This is a genomic window from Gottfriedia luciferensis (assembly GCF_002156865.1).
Taxonomy (GTDB): domain Bacteria; phylum Bacillota; class Bacilli; order Bacillales; family Bacillaceae_G; genus Gottfriedia; species Gottfriedia luciferensis.
In genome coordinates this window covers 17,448-37,925 of record NZ_NCTA01000021.1, presented here as the reverse complement: position 1 = coordinate 37,925, position 20,478 = coordinate 17,448, and the positions used below count along the sequence as shown (strand labels likewise).

Here is a 20,478-nt window from a genome sequence, read left to right as displayed (position 1 = left end):
TAAAAAATGGTGTCCATAAGTAAAATTACTTAGGGCACCATTTTTTTGAACAAAAGATTTTTCTCAGTGTTTTTATAAATTTGGATATGAAATTTTATATTTTTTTGACACCTCTATCAGCTTTTGAATTTTCTCAGCTAAGGGAGGACCTTCCGGGGCTTTAAATCCTTTATGATATGGGATACCTAATTCTTTTACAAATCGCTCAAACCCTGATGGATAAGCTGTGACGATGAATTTTGTTTCATCAGAACGCACTTTAAATGTATGTGGAATTCTGCGCGGAGCAAATACATAATCTCCTGCTTTTGCTAAAATCGTTTTATCGCCAACAAAAAAAGTAATTTCTCCTTCTAAAATATAAAACGTTTCATCCTCTAACTCATGAACATGAAGAGGGGGGCCTCCATTTTTTTTACCATTACAATGTAAGACACAAAAATCACCATTTGTATCCTCACCACTAACTAAAATGGAAGTAAAATCATTTAAAAAATAGTATGTATTATCCTCTTTGATGCGACGATGCATAAAATCCGCTTTACTTTTCTCTTGGTGCGTCATATTTTCGCCCCCTCTTTCTATATTCAAAATTTATATTCAAAAAGCTTACCCATTAGTAATAAAAAAGATCGACACTAAGTCCACCTTTCAGACTGCTGACAAACGCTCGCTTTCTTCGTTGCTTCGCCTGTCTGCGGTGCTCATTACCGTTTAGGGTAACTCCGCTCCTCGCCAGGCTTCGCGCCTCGAAAGATAAGCGTTTTCAATCAGTCTGATAATCAGATAAATAGGACTTTGTCTACACACTGAAAGATCGACACTAAGTCGACCTTTTAATTATTGCCAAATTATTACATAGATTCATATTCTCGGGAAGTATTCACTTTACGGACTCCTGTGTTTGTTCTTTTATCGTACCAATCAATGAAACGACAGAACCAATTGCTTGGATCCAACTACCTGTTGCAATTAATGATTCAGATTGTTCATTGTTGTTTTCCAAATAGTCTTCATAGGTAAATCCTGTCTTTTTATTTTTACTTTTATCATCTTTTTCTAAATTACTTTTTAAATCAATCGCCCATCCATTTGCCTGCAATGAATTTCCGATAATTTGTATAATGTTTCCTGTAATGGTTTCGGATTGACCGGGGAATGGAGGCAGAACAATTATATCTCCAATCACTACTGCTAATCCAAGCGCTTGTAATAAGTTTCCGGCAATAAATAGTCTATCAGTTGTTTCAGTACTAAATTTTAAAAGCAAACCTGTAACAATCGTAGAATTACCAGTTGCTGAAATCTCTTTTCCAATTTTTGAAAGAAACCTTAAATTTGCATCAGCATCTAAAGCATTTCCTTCAGCTTGTAGAACGTTTCCCCACAGGGCTAGATCATCACGAATATTCTTTTTTATTAAGTTGGTTGGCGTAGAACCAATTGCAGCAGAAATTGTTCCCACAGCTATAGTCGCTGAACCAAAAATTGCTTTAGAATTCATTTCAATCACCAACTTGCCAATTGGTCATTAAGAAAAACCTTTATCGTAGTATTATGTTCAGTGTTTTAAATGTGTGCTTATTTATTAAAATTAACTTTCTTCATAAGAAAAAGACTCCAAATCTCAAGACTGGAGTCTTTTCTTTAATTTAATATAAGAACTTGTTAAATTGCCCCTTTATATACCTCAGAATCATTCGTTTCTTTATTTTTCATTTTATTTATTGCAAATTCAATAATTAAACAGATTACAAGAACTGCTAGTAAAATTGCGGAAGCGATTTGTGTTCCATTTTGTAATCCTAGTCCACCTTTTTCTTGAGGCTTAATCAAGTAGTCACCGAAAGTTGCGCCAAATGGGCGTGTTAAAACGAATGCTGCCCAGAATAGGAATACGCTATTTATCTTCGTGAATCGATATGCTAAAAGAATTAATATGATTAATCCTCCAGTAATCATTGCTCCTTGAGCAATTGAGAGACCTAGACCTTGTTCAAGATAATTCCCTCCACCAGCTAACGTTCCAACACCCTCAGCTTTATGAGATAAAAAATCTCCTGCAGCTGTTCCTAATGTATTGGAAACTAAAATGGCAATCCAATATAGTACTTCAACTCGTTTTGTTGCAATACTTTTAACGTTTAATGTCGGCTCTGTGAAATACCAAAATAGAAAAATAATTGCTAGTAAACTGATTAATATAATTGATCCTTTCATATAACCTAATCCTAATGAACGATCCATATAATCAGAGAATGCAGTTCCAGCTAAGCTTGTTGATAGAATAACAGTCCAATATACTGAGGATACATATTTTTTAACAAACAATTGAATTGTAAGAAAGACTGCAAAAATACCTACGAAAAACAAAAATGGGGTTAAATAATTGTCTTGTGTTCCAGGTACAGTTACCAAATCACTACCCGTCTCTCCTAGTGTTGTCGCGGCGATTTTCATTATCCAAAATAACAGTGTCAATTGTGGAATTTTGTTAATTGAAGAATTTACAATGTTTTTTTCATTTGTCATTTACATTCCATTTCCTTTCATTTTTTAAATTTAAAATACAAGTTATTTTCGCATCCAATTATGAAAGAAAAATGAAAAAAGGGTAGATTTAATATCATTTTAGTGATAAGTTGATTAAATTACTTTTATATTTTGATGAAAAATTTCGTATTTAACTATATTTATCGTTTTTGAACGAAAAAAAGATAAATAACTGTTGATTAAAAATTGAACTTTCCATTGTCGTTAATTATTTAAACTTTTAGGGTTTAGGCGTCGTAAAAAAGGATAGAAAAAACAGGTATACCACTGTTTTCCTATCCTTTTAAATTTCAACAAACACCTATAAAATTAATTATTTTCGCCAAAAACTTGTAATTTCAGCTTTATCTTGAATATTAAATTCGATTATTTTTTCAAGTAATTCGAAATTTACCTGCTCTTTCCAAGGAATTCGAAACAAACCTTTTGTAGCGCTATAACCTGCTTGTGCAATGTCATTTGCAAATTGAGTAATGCCAAATTCTTCTGGTGAAACGCTCATATGTTGCTTTGAGGTAGAAAAGCCGATAATAAATGTGCCATGATCGGTAAACATTGGCGTATTCCATTTAATTTGCGGTTCTAAATTTGGAAACCGATTAGCAACCCACTCCAAAATCTCCTTTGTTCTTTCCCGATGATTGGGATTGTCGATACTTGTTAAATAGTTTAAAAATACTTCCATGTCTTTCTCCTTCCATATTATCTGTATTTCTTTTAAAGATTGTTATTCAATAAATGAACATAGTTAAAGAGATTTAATCAAAACGTACCGTATCAAATCCATCCACTATATCCTCTAATTCAGTTAGAAAATTTAGTTGTACAGGATCAGGAAGCTGCTTCATCCATCTTCTTATTTCGGGCAACTCCTCAGCTTCTTCTATATTCGATGGTTTCGGATCAAGGGTTCCCCACCATTTCTTCAATTCATCTATAAATTCATAAAAATAGCGTTCAAACCTTTCTGCCCACTCTGCTCCTTCATCGTCTGTAGTTTTTTGCATCATTTTCCAGGCTTCCATTGCAGTTTCAAAGTTTTCATCAATCTTGTTCATATGAAACTCCTTTCTTCATAACTTAATAAGGTAAATTTCTAATTAATATTCTTTTACTTTCAACTAAAGTTCCAAATAGTGAAAAGGAGCTGATTATCATTTCAGCTCCTTAAATTTATACAACTTTCGCGTGTAAACATTACTATTTTTAATATTCGCCTTTAATGACAAAAAACGAACCTCGGATAGTTCCAGCAAGCTTAGATTTCTGCCTAGCAAATTTGAACTTTTCTTCTAACTCCTTCGGTATTTCCATCCCCTCGGAAAGCTTAAAGCCAACAGCTCGCTTTTTAGGGTCATCAACTGTATACATAACGTTGATGGCAAGACCATCTTCATAGAAGACATAGGCAAATTTGATATTTTCTACTTGAAAACGTGATGTTTCTAAAGGCTTGGCAGCAAACTCAATATCACGTTCTTTTAAAATCTTGTTCACATAATCAAGCGTCTCTTGACTTTCACTAGCAGGTACAACTGTAAACTCGTGCTTGTATTTGTTCATAAAGTAACGAGCTTCATGTGCACGTAAACCAGCAAGTGCTTCTACTACAGGTGAAGACTCTAAACCAACCGTAGACACGTTTTTAAAATCAACGATATAAGACATTTCCATCTCTCCTTGTCACACTTTATTTCTTAAAATAAGTAATCCTCATCTCATCAAAAACTAAAACATTTTTCAAATTATCTCTTTTAACGATACAACTACTCAACTTCATATTATTTCCTCTATCACCAAATATTATACCAAAAATTATTCAGTAAATAATATTCATAACTTCTTACTAGGTTAGCGTATAAAGTATTCACAATAAAATGAATATTCATACGTCAAACACATAAATTGCTTTAAACTTCCAATCCTAATGCATTAATTACTTTAGCAACTTGAATATCCTCTGCTACTTCTTTAATCGGATGCCACTTTATTTCTTGTAATTCTTGCTGATCTAACGGTAATTCGGGATCAAATCCTAAAACAGGTGTTGAATTTTGTTCAACTATTTGTGCCAAGTAACACTTCTCAACTCCAAGTTCATAACTATTTGTATATAAATGTTTAATAATTTTGACCTTTAAATTTACTTCTTCTTGCACTTCACGGATTACAGCTTCTTCAAATGTCTCTTCGTTTTCAAGTCCTCCTCCTGGTAATGTCCAATAGTTCTTCTCTCCCTTTATCATATGAACCATTAAGATATTTTCATTTTCAATTATTGCTGCAAATGCTCTTGGCCTATTACTCAAAAGAATCACCTCATATTTTTTACGTTTCACTAGTAGCAGTTGCCCAGTTGAATTAAACTAATCATCTTTTAATACCAAGATGGCTAATCCTCCCCCAACCACCGTAATTATCGACAATGTTTATATTTTCAACATTGATATTTTTAAAATCAGACACGAAAGAACCTCCTACATATATGTAATATATAGGAGGTTCTATAATAATCCATTCTTTTCCTTTTTTAATTTGAAATTCATATCCAACTAATAGGCGTATTAAGCCATTAAATTAAAATCAATTTGTATTTCTTTTTGAGCTAACAACACTTACTTTTTAAAACGCGGGTACTGATATTAAATAAAAGGGGAAAATTGGATATAAGTAGAAATCATTTAATAGAAAGTATTTAACATTTGCAGGTGAATGGAGTAGTTGCATACCTTATAGAATTGGAGTTGTATCTAATGAAGTACCTTTTAAAGCTTAACGCAGCGAGTGCAATTTACGGTTTACTTGCGTTCATTTTTATCAACTCATTAATTAGAGGCGAACACATTCAAGGTCTATTAGGGGTTATTTCTTTGACTGTTATAATACCTTGGCTAACAAAGACATTATTAGATTGTAAATTATGGTTTCCATATTTCGTTATTTTCATTGTACTAACAGGATTCTTGTTTCCAAACAATCATATAAATGATGATAATTTTGGAGCAGGATTGATAATAATGTTTTTTTTATTTTTTTATCCTATTTATATACTTTTAATATCCTTTGTTGGAACTAGGTTAAAAAGTAATTTTCAATAATAAACATACCCTTTGTTTTTTAGCTAGTCTTCAAATTAGTCCCGAAAAAAGAACCAATTCTATGACTAAAAAGTTCAACAAAGTAATGATTAACATTAAGTTAAGTTAGATAAAATTTATAAACTATTAACTTCATAAGCCGTACGAATTCCTGATTCAATTGCCCCTTGCATCCATCCAGGAGTAGAAGATGCATGAGAACCTCCAAAATGAACTCTTCCTTCGGGATTGTTAACAAAAGGGCCAAGTTCTCTTTTTTGATTTGGTTTATACATAACAAATGCTCCACCTGAAAATGGAAACTGCATCCAACTTTGCGAATACCCTACTAGAAATTCTTTATAAACCACATCACCAAAAATCATTGAAAGATTAGCTAAAGCCTTATCAATGCGAGTATTATTTTTCATACTTTCCCAAATCGTAGCATCGTCCTCCCAAGTATAACTTGCTAAAATTACCCCTGTTTTCTCACCAAAATCATGACTAGGAAAATAAGAAAATTTAATTGGTAAATCCGTTGTTAATTTACCACCAAATAAGCCAAACTTTTCCCAAAATTTCGTTTTAAACTGGATCGCTATTTTAGTTGAATCTGCGTAATGTAACTCTCTAATAACTTTCCATTTATCATAGGAAAATGACTCATATGGCTGAATATCTACAAAGTTAAATAAAGAATAAGGGATTGTTGAAATAACATAATCACACTCATATTGTCTCTGCCTGTTAAGTACTTCATTTTCTGTATAGATTATTACCTTATCTTCTTGTGTAATTTTAGTTACCCTTTCATTTAGGAGAATATTCTCCCTCAATTGGGGTAAAAATGCTCTCACAAGGAAATCCGTTCCACCGGTTATTTCATATAGTTTAAGATTTGGGGTTAAAAGTACAATTACTTCTCGTAATATTGCTGTAAATCCTAATTCCGGAAAACCTTCTATACCAATCATTGTCTTTATCATATCAATTGCCCCCGTTGACAAAGAATTCCCAACAGGATTATTTCTTAAAAAATTGTCCATCGAGTATTGATCAAACTTATTAATAATAATATCCCAATTATTTGTTGGATCTTGATTAATAAACTCAATGACAGGACCAATTGCAGATTTGAGTAACTCTTCTGCAGTTTTTCCCTTTTCATGCTCGGCAACGGGATAATTTAATATATCTGGATTTGTATCGTAAGTTTTTTGATTTGTTAATACATTATTAACGTAAATTAAATCATTTGGCGTACTATTAATAAATTCGTTTACTTGTAGATTAAATTTTTTTATTAATGCAAATGTTAAAAGATGGCTTGAAGGAATACGCATTGCGCCAAGTTCAGTATACTGGTAATTAAGAAATGGCTCCCTCTTTGTATAGATCCTTCCACCGATTCTTCTGTTTGCCTCTAAAATAGTTACTTGATGTCCTGCTTCCTTTAAAAGTGATGCACCGACTAAACCAGAAAGCCCACCACCAATTATTATTACTCGTTTTGGAGAATTTGTCTTAGTTAACCCTGTATGGATGATATCGATCATTTGCTCCATTGAAAGGATTTCTTGAACCAAAGGTTACCACCTCATCTAAAAAAAAATAGACTATCATTAAACACTATTCAATTTAAAGAAAAAGTAGAATTTATCTATCTATTTTTGAGGTCTTTGTGAAATACCCCACTCGCTGATTGGCGAGCCTTTGCAAAGACATAGGCTAGTTTTGGCAACAATATCGAGGTTTCTACACCGCTGTCAATTTATACTTTCATAACAGCAAATCAATCTCAAGACTATGCTTTAGATGAAGTAAATTTTAAAAATTAGTTACTACATTCGAATCAAAGGAATAAATTGCTTGCTCTGCTCCAAAACGTATAACTTTTCTTTCAAGTTTCATACCTAATTTCTCTAGAAGCTTGCAAGATGAAATATTTGCTGTTTGGGTTTCGGCAACGACTTTGGTAAGCTTCAATTCACATATAGCAAAATTTATTATTTCTTGAACAACTTCAGTTGCAAATCCAGCTCCCCACCAATTTGGTGAAAATTGATAAGAAACTTCCAGATAAAGACCATCGTGATGTGGTGTAAGAGACACTAATCCTATAAAAGCTTCTGTTCGTTTCTCTCTAACAACCCAATAATAAGAATCTTTATTTGAATGAAGCATTTCGTTTAAAACTTCAATGATTGAATCTTCTTCACGTATTCCACCAAGAAAATTCCTTACTTCTTGATTCATATATAATAACTTAACTTCATCATAATCAAATTTTTGAAAAGTATTAATAAGACATCTCTGTGTTTCAAACAAACAACCCATCCCCTTAATAGTTAATTACTTGTTTTAACCAATTAATATATTAATAGTAAATTCATTAACGCCTATATTAACTCACCATAATCTTTGAACATCAATTAATTCTTGATCTTTGAATTCCATTCTATAAATATCTGGTTTAGATGTGCTATATAAAAAACTTAAGTCATAGTTGCTACAGTAATACCCCATCATCAAAGTCATAACAGCTCCATGAGAACCTATAACTACTTTTTTACCTTTATAATTTTTTAATAGTTCTTTTAAAACTTTGACAGCTCTTTTTTGACACTCAGCATTAGATTCTCCACCCTCTAATGCAAAATTAGGTGCTGAAAATGATTTTTCCAACAGTGGCACCAATTCTTTATCAGATACTCTTATGTCAACAGAGGAAAACTTTTTCTCTTTTAAGTCCTCAATCACTAAAACTCTTTGACCAATTTGTTGAGCGATCTGTTCAACAGTTAAAATTGAACGCGTGTAAGGACTTGAAATGACAACATCAATTTCTTCTTCCTGTAATATTGCAGTTACTCTTTGGGCATCAAAATAACCTTGTGCAGTTAATCCTCTCGTTCTTTCATAACCTTCCTTTGGCGAATCACCATGCCTCACCATATAAATAAACGTGTTCAATAATTCTCCCCCCTGTAAATTTGTCCCCTAAACTGGTCAGTGAAATGGGAACTGTATGAAAATCAGTAGTTAAGTTTTTTTAACTAATGCATTCGTAGTTGGATAAACTTTTATCTTTTTTTTAGTCAGGTTTATTTGTTACAAAACTAGTAAATCCATTTCAGTTTCGTAGATTTGTTTAGTCATATTTCACTATTTCTAAAAATCATCATTGGAATTAATTACCATTTTTATTATATAATATATTCTACTTAAAATGATCGAATATTTATTATTGGTCCATGTGACTTTTCTGTCAGAAACGAATGTTTAAGTTTATTAAATCGAGGAGGACTAGTAATGTTTTTATCTATCTTTTTATTTACAATAGTTATTGTTAGCCTTAGTTATGGTCTGACGGCGCTATTTAAGAGAATTTCATCTTACTATAAAAGACAAGAAGAACAACTAGATAAAATTATCGAATTACTTCAAAAAAAGGAAAACTATTAATATGATCAAAGTTCAACAATACACTTGGATACTATTAAAGTGATCGAATGATTAGGAGAGTTTTATGAAGAAATACATATTGCTAGGTATACCACTTATCTTGTACGGAAACAGTCTTTTGTTTTATTTCAGAAATATACATTCTTACATGTCTTCAATTTTAGAAGTTTTGATGAATCTATCAATACTCTTAGTCTGTATGATTTTCCTTTTAAAACGGACAAAATTACAAAATGCTTTGGATTGGTTAATTGGGCTAAGTTTTTCAATTTATTTTTGCATACTGTACTTTAATACAATTCATTTTTTGTTCTTCTTGGATGACTTACATTACTCAGTAGAAACCTTAAAATACATCAGTAACTCTGTAAATTTAGTGCCGATAAAAGGGATCATTGATGTGCTAAGATACAATCCTTCCTCTTTATTTCAAATTGCTGGAAATACGATTATGCTTACGCCACTTGCTTTTGCAATGCTTTATTTTAAGTGGGCAAAGAGTAATAAACAAGCTATATGGTATTCTTTTCTCTGTACGATTGGAATTGAGCTGATTCAGTTCTTACAAAGTATATTAGCATTGGTGTTTAATTTAGGAATGGGAAGAAGTTTGGATGTAGATGATGTTCTTTTAAATACAATCGGCGCTGTTATAGGAGTTGGTTGTTATTTTATCTGGGTAAAGATTGAAACGTTTTTTAGTTTTAAGAAAAAAAATTTCCAAGTATCGATCCATGATAAAAGATCATGATTCATTTTTAACTAACAATTTGGTATAGAACATAGTTCCGCAGCAAAATAAAAAAAGATCGACTTAAATATCGATCTTTTTTCTATTTATAGTTTAATCAACTAGTAAACTAATAAAGAGTACTAGCTATGCATAACTTTCTCTATTCGACGATCTGGTAACAACCACATAATTGCAACAAATACAAAAATTACTTGAGCAAACCAAGGCCACTTCAAAGATGTGCAAACTGCAGCAAGATAGCAAACTATTGAAGCTTTTCCTTTCCAGTCATTCCCTACAGCCTGATTTAACTTCGAGTTTTTTCCCTCTACCTTAATTATTACCCCTTGTAAGATAAAGTAAGCTATAGCTGCCATTAAAAGAATTATTCCATAAAGCATTGTAGGATAAGGCTTATAATGGTTTTCCCCCATCCAACCAGAAGCGAAAGGAATTAAAGACAACCAGAAAAGTAAATGAAGATTTGCCCACATAATTGGTCCTGACACTTTTTGCAAAGTATGTATCATATGATGATGATTGTTCCAATAGATCCCTACATAAATGAAGCTAAGTAAATAACTTAGAAAAGTTGGTAAAATTTTTAGTAAGTCTTGTATGTTAGCGCTATGAGGTATCTTAATTTCTAGGACCATAATTGTTATGATAATAGCAAGTACCCCGTCACTAAATGCTTCTAAACGATTTTTATTCATTGTTAACACCCTATTAGTTTTAGTCTTTTAGTTTTATTATTTCATATTTAATCATAAACCATTTACTTGCACTTAAAAATTAATTTTCCAAAATTATTTGTAAAATGTTTGATTCTAGATTTTTTCTTAATGAATTAATAAAACTTTTTCCTGCTCCCCAACCAATGTCAAAAAGTCCTTCTCCATTTCCCGAAGATATACATTTAACAAATGTCGCTCCACTAAAGTTATCAATAGTAACTGTCAATGTGGCAGTACTATTGTTTCGAAAGAAGAATTTTTCAAACACTAATATAGCAATCTCTTTCTCTTCGGACTCAATAACTTTACAATCTTCAAAAATAAGATTGGTCTTTAGTTCTCTATCTTTAAAAATAAGTTTCACTGCTTCGATGGGCTTCACATCTATAATAAATTCTAAATAATGTTTCATTTAATGATATCCTCCTGTAAGTTAAAAAGCTGACTACCGAATACTTAGGAAACTCCTTTCTATTTATTCAATCTACGAATCAAAGAGTCCTTTATATTCAAATAAACTTCCAAAGGATAATCTTATGAAATAACTAATAAAATAGTTCCATTGTAATTTCTTACATACTGTTTATCGTATTAATTATAGTTAGTCTGGAATCTCATAAATTTAATTATTTGTTCTTTAAGTTCAATGAATTTCATCAACATACAAAAAAAAGGCTGAATCCTCCTGGATCAAGCCCCTTATAATTATGTAATTTGCCCAAAAGTCTTACCTAGTTAAGACATAATAAATAACGTAGAACCAACTAAAGAACCCGTGAATTATTGCCCAGAGAACTGATTTATGAATACTCCAAGATATTGTAATCGCTAAAGCAGAACCAAAAGTCATTGCACCTTTAGAACCAGCTTGAACATTAAATCTTTTTTCTGTCCTCTCTTTCATACCCCAACTCCCATTTCAACTTAATCTCTATTTCCTTTTCTATATGGTAATATTTATTCTTTTTTGAAACGGTTATTCCCATCAACGATTAATTTTCTATCATTGCGATTCAACTAACCTTCTAATGAGCTCAATAAAAAATGAACTGCCATTGACAGTTCATGATTTACAATAAACGCATAGTTCATTTAACCGGTACTATAATTATTCGTATACCTAATCTAATCTACAATCTTAAGTCCCATCAATGTTGCAAATTGAACTGCTTGATTTGATGACACTTTGCAGCCTTTTAAAATATTTATTGAAACTACTAATTCATTAAAAGTAGAAGAACTAATATCTATTCCATTGAGGGATGTTTGATCAAAATTTGCTCCATCAATATTGCATCTATTAAAATCAACTTTCTTTAATTTACAATCAAAAAAATCAGCACTTTTTAGAACAGAGTCTCGAAAGATTACTTTTTCTAGTTTTGAATTTCCGAAAAGTGACAAATTTAAAACAGAATCTTCAAACTGTACATTCCCTATGCTAGATTCCGAAAAATTTGCACCTAATAACTTACAATTTTTAAAAATAACTTTATGAATGGAGGAATTACTTAAATTGCAATTTGACAGATCACAGTTTTCAAAATATACATCTGTTATACTTATATTTCTAAAATCTGTATTTGTGAATTTACAATTTTTGATTACCATCTTATATAAAAAGACTCTATCTACTACCTCATTTTCAAAAGTAGAGCCATTGATTTCACACATTCCTAATTCAGGATCCTCTTCATAAAAAATATCATAAAAATTTTTAGATAGTAATTTAGTTGGGATATTTGGCGTTTCGATTTTCATAGTGATTCCTCTCTTTAAATAAGTATGGAACTTAATCCTGCAGATTAACTACTCATAACTTTAAAGAATATTTGGTTTTAAAAAAAGACTTTTAATTTTATATGGTTTGTGTCCAAAATACCTTGATTAATTGTTCTTTTCCTAATGAACAAAAAAAGCCGCAATTTAGCAGCATTTAATTTTTACATCATTTTAGTCCAATCATTTAATACTCACTTATCAGGTTAACTTTTGTAAAAGGCAGTTTAAGTTCTTTTTTCTATAAATAGGATTCTTAACTTGTCTCCCTTTTCTACTTTACTATCATTTTATATTTTGAAACCATGCACTATATAACAATTGAATTGCTTCTTCAATCTCAGCCTCTGATAAAATAGCAAACCCAAGTAAAACTGTATTTTTCGGCTTGTTCCCTTTACTATAGTACATTGAAACTGGATATACTTTTATACTATTTAAGGCCGCACTTTTTATTAACTCTTCTTCTAACATTCCATTGTGGACCTTTAATAAAATATGTAAGCCAGAATCTTCTCCTATCACTTCCACCTTATTAGAGAAGTACTTTTCGATCGACGAAACAAGAGTATCTCTCTTTTTCCTGTAAACAACGCGCATTTTTTGAATATGTTTTTCCCAATGTCCTTCGTTTAAAAATCTTCTAATAATTTCTTGATCGATTCTTGAAACACTTTGTGTGTAGAATAAATATTGTTCTTGATACAATTCAATTAGTTTTTTTGGCAGAACCATGTAACTCATTCTTAATGATGGGAGCAAAGCTTTTGAAAATGTACCCATGTAAATTACATTTCCCTCTGTATCAAGACCCTGCAATGCTGGAATCGGTTTTCCAGAGTAACGAAATTCACTATCATAATCATCTTCAATAATATAACGTCCATACTCCCCTTGTGCCCATTGTAATAGTTGCAACCTTCTTTTAATTGGCATAATCATTCCACAGGGAAATTGATGAGATGGGGTTACGAACACAATATTCGCATTGCTAGCTTCTAAATCTTCCATACAAATCCCATCTTCATCAAGAGGGAGCATTTGAACATTTTCTTCCCCCTTCTCAAAGACAACTAACTTGCGATGATATCCTGGATTTTCTACTGCAAAATGTCCTCCCTTTAGTAACTGAAACAGCATTCTTATTAAAAATTGTGTTCCTGCCCCAATTACAATTTGACTCGCTGAACAATTCACACCTCTTGATTCGTATAAATATTTCGCAATCTCTTCACGCAAGCTCAATTCACCTTGAGGATGACCGAGAAATAGAAGGTCCTTATTTTCTAGCTGCCAAACCTCATTTGAAATTTTCCGATATACAGAGAATGGAAAGGTCTTTGCATCTACCCCCGTTTGAGTAAAATCATATTTATATTTCTGTTCACTGTACAATACTTCTTCAACGACACCTCTTTTTTTCCCTATGTGCATCATTTGTTCAATTTCACATACAAAATACCCCTTACGTGAAATCGATTCAATATACCCTTCTGCCAAAAGTTGTTCGTAAGCCGTTTCGACTGTATTTTTACTTACTTCTAAATGTATTGCTAACTTTCTTTTTGCAGGAAGTTTCGTCAAAGGAGGGATATTCCCACTTCTTATTTCTGCTTTTATATATTCATACAACTGTACATACAACGGGATTTTTTTCTCCATACTCAAATTTGGTGTTAACTCTAACATGAAATCTGACCCCTTCAAAAATCGAATTATTGATACTTATTATGGTATCAGAAGTTCTATATAATTACTTTTATCATCAAAATCTTAAGAAATCAACCTTTGAAAGGAGTATCATTTTCATGCAAAACAGCAGACGTCTTGGACTTATTATGATTATTACAGGAGCTACATTATGGGGATTATCAGGACCATTGATTCAGTGGTTTTTTCAACATACAGCAATATCATCTATCGACTATTTAGTGATTCGACTATTACTTGCTGGGGTCTTTATTTTATGTTTCTTGCTAATAAAAAAACAAAATATATTTCGTATTTGGCGACACCCACACCATCTTTTACAACTTATTATTTTCTCAATTCTCGGAATGCTTGGCGCACAATATGCTTTTATCGAAACAGTGTATATTAGCAATGCTGTTACCGCTACTCTATTCCAATTTTTAGGGCCAGTTCTCATTACGATTTATGTTGCAATACAGCTTAGAAAACTTCCTTCTACTATGCAAGTACTAGCTATTATAACTGCTCTGATAGGCACATACTTTATTATTACAAATGGTTCAGCCCATAGTATTGTGTTGTCGAAGGAAACTATTTTATTCGGACTGTTAACAGCTATTGGTTTTACTTTCTATACACTTCACCCAGCTTCCCTTATTAAACAATGGGGGGCGACACTTATTATTGGCTGGGGTATGCTAATCGGGGGTATTACATTATTTATTTCGAATCGTTCTTTTGAATGGAAACAACTTTCTCATACCTTTACGTTGTCAACATTCTCTATGCTGATTTTAATTATTCTGATTGGAACACTTTCTTTCGTTCTCTACATTGGTAGTCTAAAACATTTATCAGCAACGGAGACTAGTATTTTATCGAGTATTGAGCCACTTGTAGCAACTATTGTTTCCATTACATGGCTAAAGGAATCTTTCGGAGTATACCAACTACTAGGTAGTGTATGTATCGTTATCGCTGTTATTTTTTTAACAATGCCAAAGAAAGATTCAGCACCTACATTCACAACGGAACAAATTTAAGGACTAGTCTCAACAGAGATCATTCTAAGATGATGATTTTTTAAAATGCACAAATTATAAGTGAAAAAAGAAGGATAGATCAACAGAAAAAATTTCTGCCTAATCTATCCTTCTTTTTTCTTCATTCAAATATTCCTAATTATGTTTTCTCTAAAAAATGAATAAATTTTTTTAAACTTTGAGGTTGCTGCTTTCTTTGTTTAATTATAAAGTCTATCTTAATTCTTTCATTTAGTTCTTTAAATTGGATTGTTTGTAATTCTTTTCGGTTATTTGCAATATCTGCTGGTATTATGCTCATACCAATTCCGTCGTGAACTGCTTGAATAATTGATTCAAGCGAATCTAATTCTATAATATTTGGATCATGAAAATTATTATCCTTAGAAAAAGCTAGTATTTTATTTCTGTATATACAATTTAGATCACTATTAATAATTAACGTTTGGCCATTGTTCTTTTCAAAAGTATTCAGTTTAGGTGATATAAGTACGATTTTTTCAAAATAACTATAAACAGTTTCGAACTGTGTATTATTATGTGTTTCATTTATAAAAGCACCATCGAGTTCTCCAAAGGAAAGCATTTCTTGCAACTTTTCATTATTACTCGTTCTTAATTTTACATCAATATTTTTATGTTCTTTCAGAAAAGAAGAAAACAACTGAGGAATTCTAATTGCAGAAATCGTTTGGGGAGCACCTATTGTTAAAGATTCCCTCCATTTTTTAGGATTAATTAATGATTTTGCTTCATCCATTAATAGTACAATTTGATTTGTATATTCAAGTAAAACCTTCCCCTCATCAGTCAAATTTACTCCTCTATTATTTCGGATAAATAATCTAACGCCTAATTCAATTTCTAAGCTTTTAATTCGCTGACTAACATTGGGTTGTACATAGCCTAGTTTTTCTGCGGCTTTCGAAACTGATTGTAACTCCGCAACATGTTTAAAAATCCACAAATCATGACTTTCCAATAAATAACATTCCTCCCATTGCTATCATTTAAAATGATACCTATATAACTATTAAATATTATACTCTTCAAATCATTAAAAATATAATAGAGAATATTAAATCAAACAAAGTGAGGAGGATTTAGAATGAGATTAAAAGATAAAGTTGTCCTAATAACTGGCGGCGGCACTGGTGTGGGAAGGGCAACAGCATTAAAGCTATCAGATCAAGGTGCAAAGGTTGTTATTAATTATAATCGTTCTGAAAAAGAAGCTGTCGAAGTTGTCAATGAGATCACAAAAATTGGTGGAGCAGCAATTGCTTTTAAAGCGGATGTGGCGATTGAAAAAGAAGTAAATGATTTAGTTTCCCACACGATTACAACTTTTGGGAAGGTAGATGGTTTAGTAAATAATGCGAGTATTACGGCCCAGATCGCAATGGATGATTTAGACGCTGTAACAGAAGAAGTATGGGATTCCCTTTTTAGCGTAAATGTGAAAGGTATGTTTCATTGTATCAAGGCAGTTGCCCCATATATGAAGAAGCAACAATCAGGTGCAATTGTTAATATTGGTAGTGTGGCAGGAATGACCGGAATAGGCTCATCAATCCCATATGCAGCAACTAAATCGGCAATTCATACAATGACAAGATCATTAGCGATCGCCCTAGCACCTTATATCAGAGTGAATTGCATATCACCTGGTGCAGTTGATACAAGATGGTGGTCTGGCAATGAAGAAAAGATGTTTCAGCTTGCTGGCAATTTACCCCTTAAGAAAATTTCAACACCGGATGAAATTGCGGAGGCTATTCTTTTTCAACTGACTCATGAATCGATCACCGGCCAAGTTTTTACAATTGATAATGGTCAAACACTCTAAAATTCAATAAAAATAGGCAACGTTCCTTTTATAGTACGTTGCCTTTTTAGCAGTTCCTGTATAATCCATCAACTTATGTAACTTTATAGTCGCCTTCATTAATCTTCTAGTCTATTTAACGACATGCACTCGTTTCATATTATTCTAATTACATTTAAGCTAGGCCTTTTTTGGGAGCGTAATACCATGCCTTTTAAATATAAAGATAATAAAAAATAATGTACAAAAAGTTAACACTAAAGCAAATAAATTTATTAATTTATTCGTCCTTTGTTTTAGAATCTTAAATAATAGTCCATAAATACCAATACCAATGATCCCTCCAAGTGTATTGGCAAATACATCAGTAATATCACTTCGCCCAATTGCTAAAACGTATTGTATAATCTCAAATGCCAGAGTGAGACTAATAATTGAAAAAAGCTTAGTCATAAAAGACCACTTACTTTTCAACATGCAAATAAAGATACCAAAAGGTACAAAAATCCTTATATTGTTATACACCTCAGAAGAGGCATTCCCATTAAGTGGAATTAGATTAATGATTCGCACTCTATCTATGTGATCAATCGAAAACTGTAATTTAAAAAGAACGATCCAAATAAGTGCTAACAGATAAATAATGAATAATGTGAATGTCATTTTTTTGTTTTCCAATATTTCTCCTCCAATTTCTAGTCAGAACTTAGTCCCGCTTACCTGAATAAACTGTCACAATTACACCATCTATATTGTTGCCTGAAATATCATACTGTTCATTCACAGGCACATTAATCGCTGTATTTTGAGAGATAGGATAGTAAAAGATTTTGTAGACTTGGTGGTCTATTGTAGTCGTAATAGACTTCTGTTCCTTCAAAAAATTCATATATTCTTCTAGAGCGAAATTCTTTTCTTTCATAATCGCACTGTGAGGGAAACCAACATAGCGGATATGCCACGGTTCATATTGAATTCCTGTAACATCAGTTTTATCCTTTGGATAACGTAATATAAAGCCGTATTTCCAGGCGTTTTCTTTCAGCCACTTTCCCTCGGGTGCTCGATCCATTTTCGTTACGCTTGATCCTACATCAAGTGATAATCCTGAATTATGTTCACTATATCCAGCCGGCAAGGCATAATTAGCCCCTTTTTCTTGGTAAAGCATGCTTTGTTCATCAAAGTCACGATAGCCACTATTAATAAAAAATTGACTAACCCCTTCCTTTAAAGCATCATTGATCATCACTGAAAATTTTTCTGCTATTCCTTTTGACAGATAAATATTTGTATTATTCAAACCGTATCCATTTATTAATTCCTTATGTTTAGATAAATTAACGATATCGGATTTCACACTCTCATGGCGAATAGGATATTTACTGTTGATTAGGAGCAGATTTCCTTGATAAATCTGTTCTTTTGCAATCTCTATTTTTTTGATACTTAAGGGGGACCCTATATTTTTTATGTTATCTTTGTCATTTTTATTATATTTTTGAATATCTACTTTATCTTGAAAGAACATTGCTTTATTTACGAAGGGATAACTTACGCACAATAATAACAATAAAAAAAACCACTTCTTCATTTTCAGTTTCCTCCTTAATCTTATATGTACTAAGATAGGAAAAACTATTTAAAAAAAGAGTGGGGTAAATCTTAAATTTTTCTTAAAACTATAATTGGATCGTACACTTAAACATTTTGTCCAATTTACTGAGGTAAACGGACTTCAAACATTGTTCGAATTAAATTACTTTCAACACGAATCTTTCCGTTATGCTGCTCTACAATGTTCTTTGCAATAAATAGACCTAAACCTGTACTATCTTTTTGATCAGTTCTTGCCTTGTCACCTGTATAAAACATATCGAACAAATGTGGCAGGTCTTCTTCAGGTATATAATCTCCATAATTCATTATCTGGACAACCACTTCTTCAGAATCAAAAAAGCCATTTATATCGATAAATTGACCATCATATCCATAATAATTTGCATTGGTCAGAATATTTTCAAACACACGTGCCAACAAGTCTCCGTCACCTAACATTAGTAAATTCGGTGAAATATTCATACGGACTGTCAAATGATTTTTTTCGAAGATTGGAAATAATTCTTCATTTAACTGAAAAAGCAACTCACTTATATTAACTTGTTTTTTTTCAACTGGAAGCATACCATAATTCATTCTAGTTATTTCAAACAATTCATCAATAAGCTTTTCTAAACGTCGAGATTTTGTAAAGGCAATTGTTAAAAAATGTCTAACTTGTTCTTTTGTCAAATCTCTTTCTGAAAGAATTAAATCCAAATATCCTAAAACAGAGGTCAAAGGCGTTCGTAAATCATGTGCTAAATTTACTACTAACTGTTCCTTGCTACTCTCCGAGAAATCTCCTCTTTCTATAGCTTCTTTTAACTTTTCACTCGCCTGATTTATATCTTGAGCAATACTTTCAAATTCATCATTTGATTTTATTTTGACACGGTATGAAAAATCCCCCTGAGCAAGATAACGAATACCAGTGGAAATCTCTTTGAAATACATCGAATAAGGCTTAGTAAGTAAATAAAAAAATAGGAATGAAAGTGGAATAAATATCAGTAAAAAGAAATTAATATCGCCAATATTGTTCAAAAATTGACGATAAAAAAACAGTGTTTCACCGAATTGGACATATGTATGATAATAAAATTGGAGTCCCTTAAAGATTAAGTAGGTTATGATTCCTGACAGAAACATACTTAAGCCAAATAATAATACCATCATGGAGCGAAAACTACGGATCATCTTAATCATTGAATGCATACCCAACGCCCCACACAGTTTTGATCCATTTATTTTTTCCTACATCATCTGTCAATTTTCTACGTAAAGTACGTATATGCACCATTACGGTATTTCCACTATTATAATATGCCTCTCCCCAAACTTGTTGGAAGATATTTTCTACACTGTATACCTTCTTTGGATGACTGGACAGCAAATACAAAATATCAAACTCTTTAGGAGTTAACTCTATATTTTTACCATATAAAGTAACAGTACGTTGCTCATGTGAAATAACCAAACCGCCAAATTCTAGTGTAGAATTATGAAGATTTTGGGGTTGATTTAGCTTCATAAAGCGTCTTAATTGAGCGTTTACACGTGCCACCAATTCAATTGGGGTAAACGGTTTAGTCATATAATCATCTGCACCAATCACTAGACCTTGAACCTTATCGAAATCAGAAGTTTTGGCACTTAAAAATATGATAGGCATATTATATTGCTTTCGAATAAGGCTAGTTAGTTCATATCCATCTATTTTTGGCATCATAATATCTAAAATAAGCAAATCAATTGATTGTGACTGGATAACATGTAGCGCTTCTTGTCCATCAGAAACTTTTATAACATGGTACCCCTCTTTCTCTATATGGATGGCTATCAGATCAGCAATCTCCTGTTCATCATCCGCTATTAAAATAGATATAGGTCTCATCTATTCCCCTCCTATTTTTATCGTTCCATTCAGTGGATGAATATCCTAACGAATATTTCTTATAAGTTTCAG

Annotated in this window: 25 protein-coding genes; 5 read left to right on the top strand and 20 right to left on the bottom strand. The window is 32.0% G+C overall.

Annotated features, from left to right (window positions below; translation table 11 throughout):
• Positions 1-72: 72 nt before the first annotated feature.
• From B7R67_RS14405 to B7R67_RS14375, 7 genes are all read right to left on the bottom strand, one after another.
• Positions 73-564 (bottom strand): quercetin 2,3-dioxygenase, encoded by a 492-nt coding sequence (locus tag B7R67_RS14405; protein ID WP_088071554.1) that lies wholly within the window; start codon positions 562-564, stop codon positions 73-75.
• A 319-nt stretch (positions 565-883) separates the two neighbouring features.
• Positions 884-1,504 (bottom strand): DUF6944 family repetitive protein, encoded by a 621-nt coding sequence (locus tag B7R67_RS14400; protein WP_235822172.1) that lies wholly within the window; start codon positions 1,502-1,504, stop codon positions 884-886.
• A gap of 164 nt (positions 1,505-1,668) precedes the next feature.
• Complete coding sequence (locus tag B7R67_RS14395; RefSeq protein ID WP_088071552.1) at positions 1,669-2,532, bottom strand: COG4705 family protein; 864 nt, start codon at positions 2,530-2,532, stop codon at positions 1,669-1,671.
• Positions 2,533-2,866: 334 nt separating this feature from the next.
• Positions 2,867-3,238 carry an iron chaperone gene (locus B7R67_RS14390; RefSeq protein ID WP_088071550.1) on the bottom strand — a complete coding sequence of 124 codons (372 nt, stop codon included), beginning with the start codon at positions 3,236-3,238 and terminating at the stop codon, positions 2,867-2,869.
• A gap of 73 nt (positions 3,239-3,311) precedes the next feature.
• Positions 3,312-3,611 (bottom strand): hypothetical protein, encoded by a 300-nt coding sequence (locus tag B7R67_RS14385; protein ID WP_088071547.1) that lies wholly within the window; start codon positions 3,609-3,611, stop codon positions 3,312-3,314.
• Positions 3,612-3,759: 148 nt separating this feature from the next.
• A complete protein-coding gene (locus B7R67_RS14380) occupies positions 3,760-4,221 on the bottom strand; it encodes a phage tail protein (protein ID WP_088071546.1) in 462 nt (153 codons plus the stop codon).
• Positions 4,222-4,463: 242 nt separating this feature from the next.
• Complete coding sequence (locus B7R67_RS14375; RefSeq protein WP_088071544.1) at positions 4,464-4,862, bottom strand: NUDIX hydrolase; 399 nt, start codon at positions 4,860-4,862, stop codon at positions 4,464-4,466.
• Between the two features lie 444 nt (positions 4,863-5,306).
• Here B7R67_RS14375 and B7R67_RS14370 point away from each other — a divergent pair, with 444 nt between their 5' ends.
• A complete protein-coding gene (locus tag B7R67_RS14370; RefSeq protein WP_088071542.1) occupies positions 5,307-5,651 on the top strand; it encodes a hypothetical protein in 345 nt (114 codons plus the stop codon).
• 116 nt (positions 5,652-5,767) lie between these two features.
• On the opposite strand, the gene B7R67_RS14365 is transcribed toward B7R67_RS14370, so the two are convergent.
• The 3 genes from B7R67_RS14365 to B7R67_RS14355 all read right to left on the bottom strand — a co-directional run bounded on the left by B7R67_RS14365 (position 5,768) and on the right by B7R67_RS14355 (position 8,606).
• The gene (locus B7R67_RS14365; RefSeq protein ID WP_088071575.1) at positions 5,768-7,198 is read right to left on the bottom strand and encodes a flavin monoamine oxidase family protein; all 1,431 of its coding nucleotides are present in this window, start codon (positions 7,196-7,198) and stop codon (positions 5,768-5,770) included.
• Positions 7,199-7,460: 262 nt separating this feature from the next.
• Positions 7,461-7,961, bottom strand: a complete 501-nt coding sequence (locus B7R67_RS14360; RefSeq protein ID WP_088071540.1) for a GNAT family N-acetyltransferase — start codon at positions 7,959-7,961, stop codon at positions 7,461-7,463.
• 81 nt (positions 7,962-8,042) lie between these two features.
• Positions 8,043-8,606, bottom strand: coding sequence for a histidine phosphatase family protein (locus tag B7R67_RS14355; RefSeq protein ID WP_088071538.1), 564 nt, complete (start codon positions 8,604-8,606; stop codon positions 8,043-8,045).
• A 339-nt stretch (positions 8,607-8,945) separates the two neighbouring features.
• Between B7R67_RS14355 and B7R67_RS22190 the strand changes: the two genes are divergently transcribed.
• Together B7R67_RS22190 and B7R67_RS14350 are read left to right on the top strand one after the other, a co-directional pair.
• Complete coding sequence (locus B7R67_RS22190) at positions 8,946-9,098, top strand: hypothetical protein (RefSeq protein ID WP_158095115.1); 153 nt, start codon at positions 8,946-8,948, stop codon at positions 9,096-9,098.
• Between the two features lie 64 nt (positions 9,099-9,162).
• Positions 9,163-9,849 (top strand): VanZ family protein, encoded by a 687-nt coding sequence (locus B7R67_RS14350; protein WP_142289568.1) that lies wholly within the window; start codon positions 9,163-9,165, stop codon positions 9,847-9,849.
• A 122-nt stretch (positions 9,850-9,971) separates the two neighbouring features.
• Here B7R67_RS14350 and B7R67_RS14345 read toward each other — a convergent pair whose 3' ends face one another.
• The 5 genes from B7R67_RS14345 to pdxR form a co-directional block, all read right to left on the bottom strand.
• The gene (locus B7R67_RS14345; RefSeq protein WP_088071537.1) at positions 9,972-10,547 is read right to left on the bottom strand and encodes a TMEM175 family protein; all 576 of its coding nucleotides are present in this window, start codon (positions 10,545-10,547) and stop codon (positions 9,972-9,974) included.
• Between the two features lie 79 nt (positions 10,548-10,626).
• Positions 10,627-10,980 carry a DUF6054 family protein gene (locus B7R67_RS14340; protein WP_088071535.1) on the bottom strand — a complete coding sequence of 118 codons (354 nt, stop codon included), beginning with the start codon at positions 10,978-10,980 and terminating at the stop codon, positions 10,627-10,629.
• A 315-nt stretch (positions 10,981-11,295) separates the two neighbouring features.
• The gene (locus B7R67_RS22185) at positions 11,296-11,472 is read right to left on the bottom strand and encodes a hypothetical protein (protein WP_158095114.1); all 177 of its coding nucleotides are present in this window, start codon (positions 11,470-11,472) and stop codon (positions 11,296-11,298) included.
• 221 nt (positions 11,473-11,693) lie between these two features.
• Complete coding sequence (locus tag B7R67_RS14335; protein WP_088071532.1) at positions 11,694-12,329, bottom strand: pentapeptide repeat-containing protein; 636 nt, start codon at positions 12,327-12,329, stop codon at positions 11,694-11,696.
• 303 nt (positions 12,330-12,632) lie between these two features.
• Positions 12,633-14,036, bottom strand: coding sequence for a MocR-like pyridoxine biosynthesis transcription factor PdxR (pdxR, locus tag B7R67_RS14330; RefSeq protein ID WP_088071530.1), 1,404 nt, complete (start codon positions 14,034-14,036; stop codon positions 12,633-12,635).
• A gap of 119 nt (positions 14,037-14,155) precedes the next feature.
• On the opposite strand from pdxR, the gene B7R67_RS14325 reads away from it, so the two are divergent.
• Entirely contained in the window at positions 14,156-15,082 is a 927-nt protein-coding gene (locus tag B7R67_RS14325) for a DMT family transporter (RefSeq protein ID WP_088071528.1), read from the top strand.
• Positions 15,083-15,221: 139 nt separating this feature from the next.
• Here B7R67_RS14325 and B7R67_RS14320 read toward each other — a convergent pair whose 3' ends face one another.
• Positions 15,222-16,064 (bottom strand): LysR family transcriptional regulator, encoded by an 843-nt coding sequence (locus B7R67_RS14320; RefSeq protein WP_088071526.1) that lies wholly within the window; start codon positions 16,062-16,064, stop codon positions 15,222-15,224.
• 126 nt (positions 16,065-16,190) lie between these two features.
• On the opposite strand from B7R67_RS14320, the gene B7R67_RS14315 reads away from it, so the two are divergent.
• Positions 16,191-16,931 carry an SDR family NAD(P)-dependent oxidoreductase gene (locus tag B7R67_RS14315; protein WP_088071525.1) on the top strand — a complete coding sequence of 247 codons (741 nt, stop codon included), beginning with the start codon at positions 16,191-16,193 and terminating at the stop codon, positions 16,929-16,931.
• A gap of 159 nt (positions 16,932-17,090) precedes the next feature.
• Here B7R67_RS14315 and B7R67_RS14310 read toward each other — a convergent pair whose 3' ends face one another.
• From B7R67_RS14310 to B7R67_RS14295, 4 genes are all read right to left on the bottom strand, one after another.
• The gene (locus B7R67_RS14310; RefSeq protein ID WP_167374913.1) at positions 17,091-17,588 is read right to left on the bottom strand and encodes a VanZ family protein; all 498 of its coding nucleotides are present in this window, start codon (positions 17,586-17,588) and stop codon (positions 17,091-17,093) included.
• Positions 17,589-17,616: 28 nt separating this feature from the next.
• Positions 17,617-18,504 (bottom strand): VanY-A/VanY-F/VanY-M family D-Ala-D-Ala carboxypeptidase, encoded by an 888-nt coding sequence (vanY, locus tag B7R67_RS14305; protein WP_088071522.1) that lies wholly within the window; start codon positions 18,502-18,504, stop codon positions 17,617-17,619.
• Positions 18,505-18,629: 125 nt separating this feature from the next.
• Complete coding sequence (locus tag B7R67_RS14300) at positions 18,630-19,718, bottom strand: HAMP domain-containing sensor histidine kinase (RefSeq protein ID WP_088071569.1); 1,089 nt, start codon at positions 19,716-19,718, stop codon at positions 18,630-18,632.
• Positions 19,711-20,406, bottom strand: coding sequence for a response regulator transcription factor (locus B7R67_RS14295; protein ID WP_088071520.1), 696 nt, complete (start codon positions 20,404-20,406; stop codon positions 19,711-19,713). Before B7R67_RS14295 ends, B7R67_RS14300 begins: the two co-directional genes overlap by 8 nt.
• Positions 20,407-20,478: the final 72 nt, after the last annotated feature.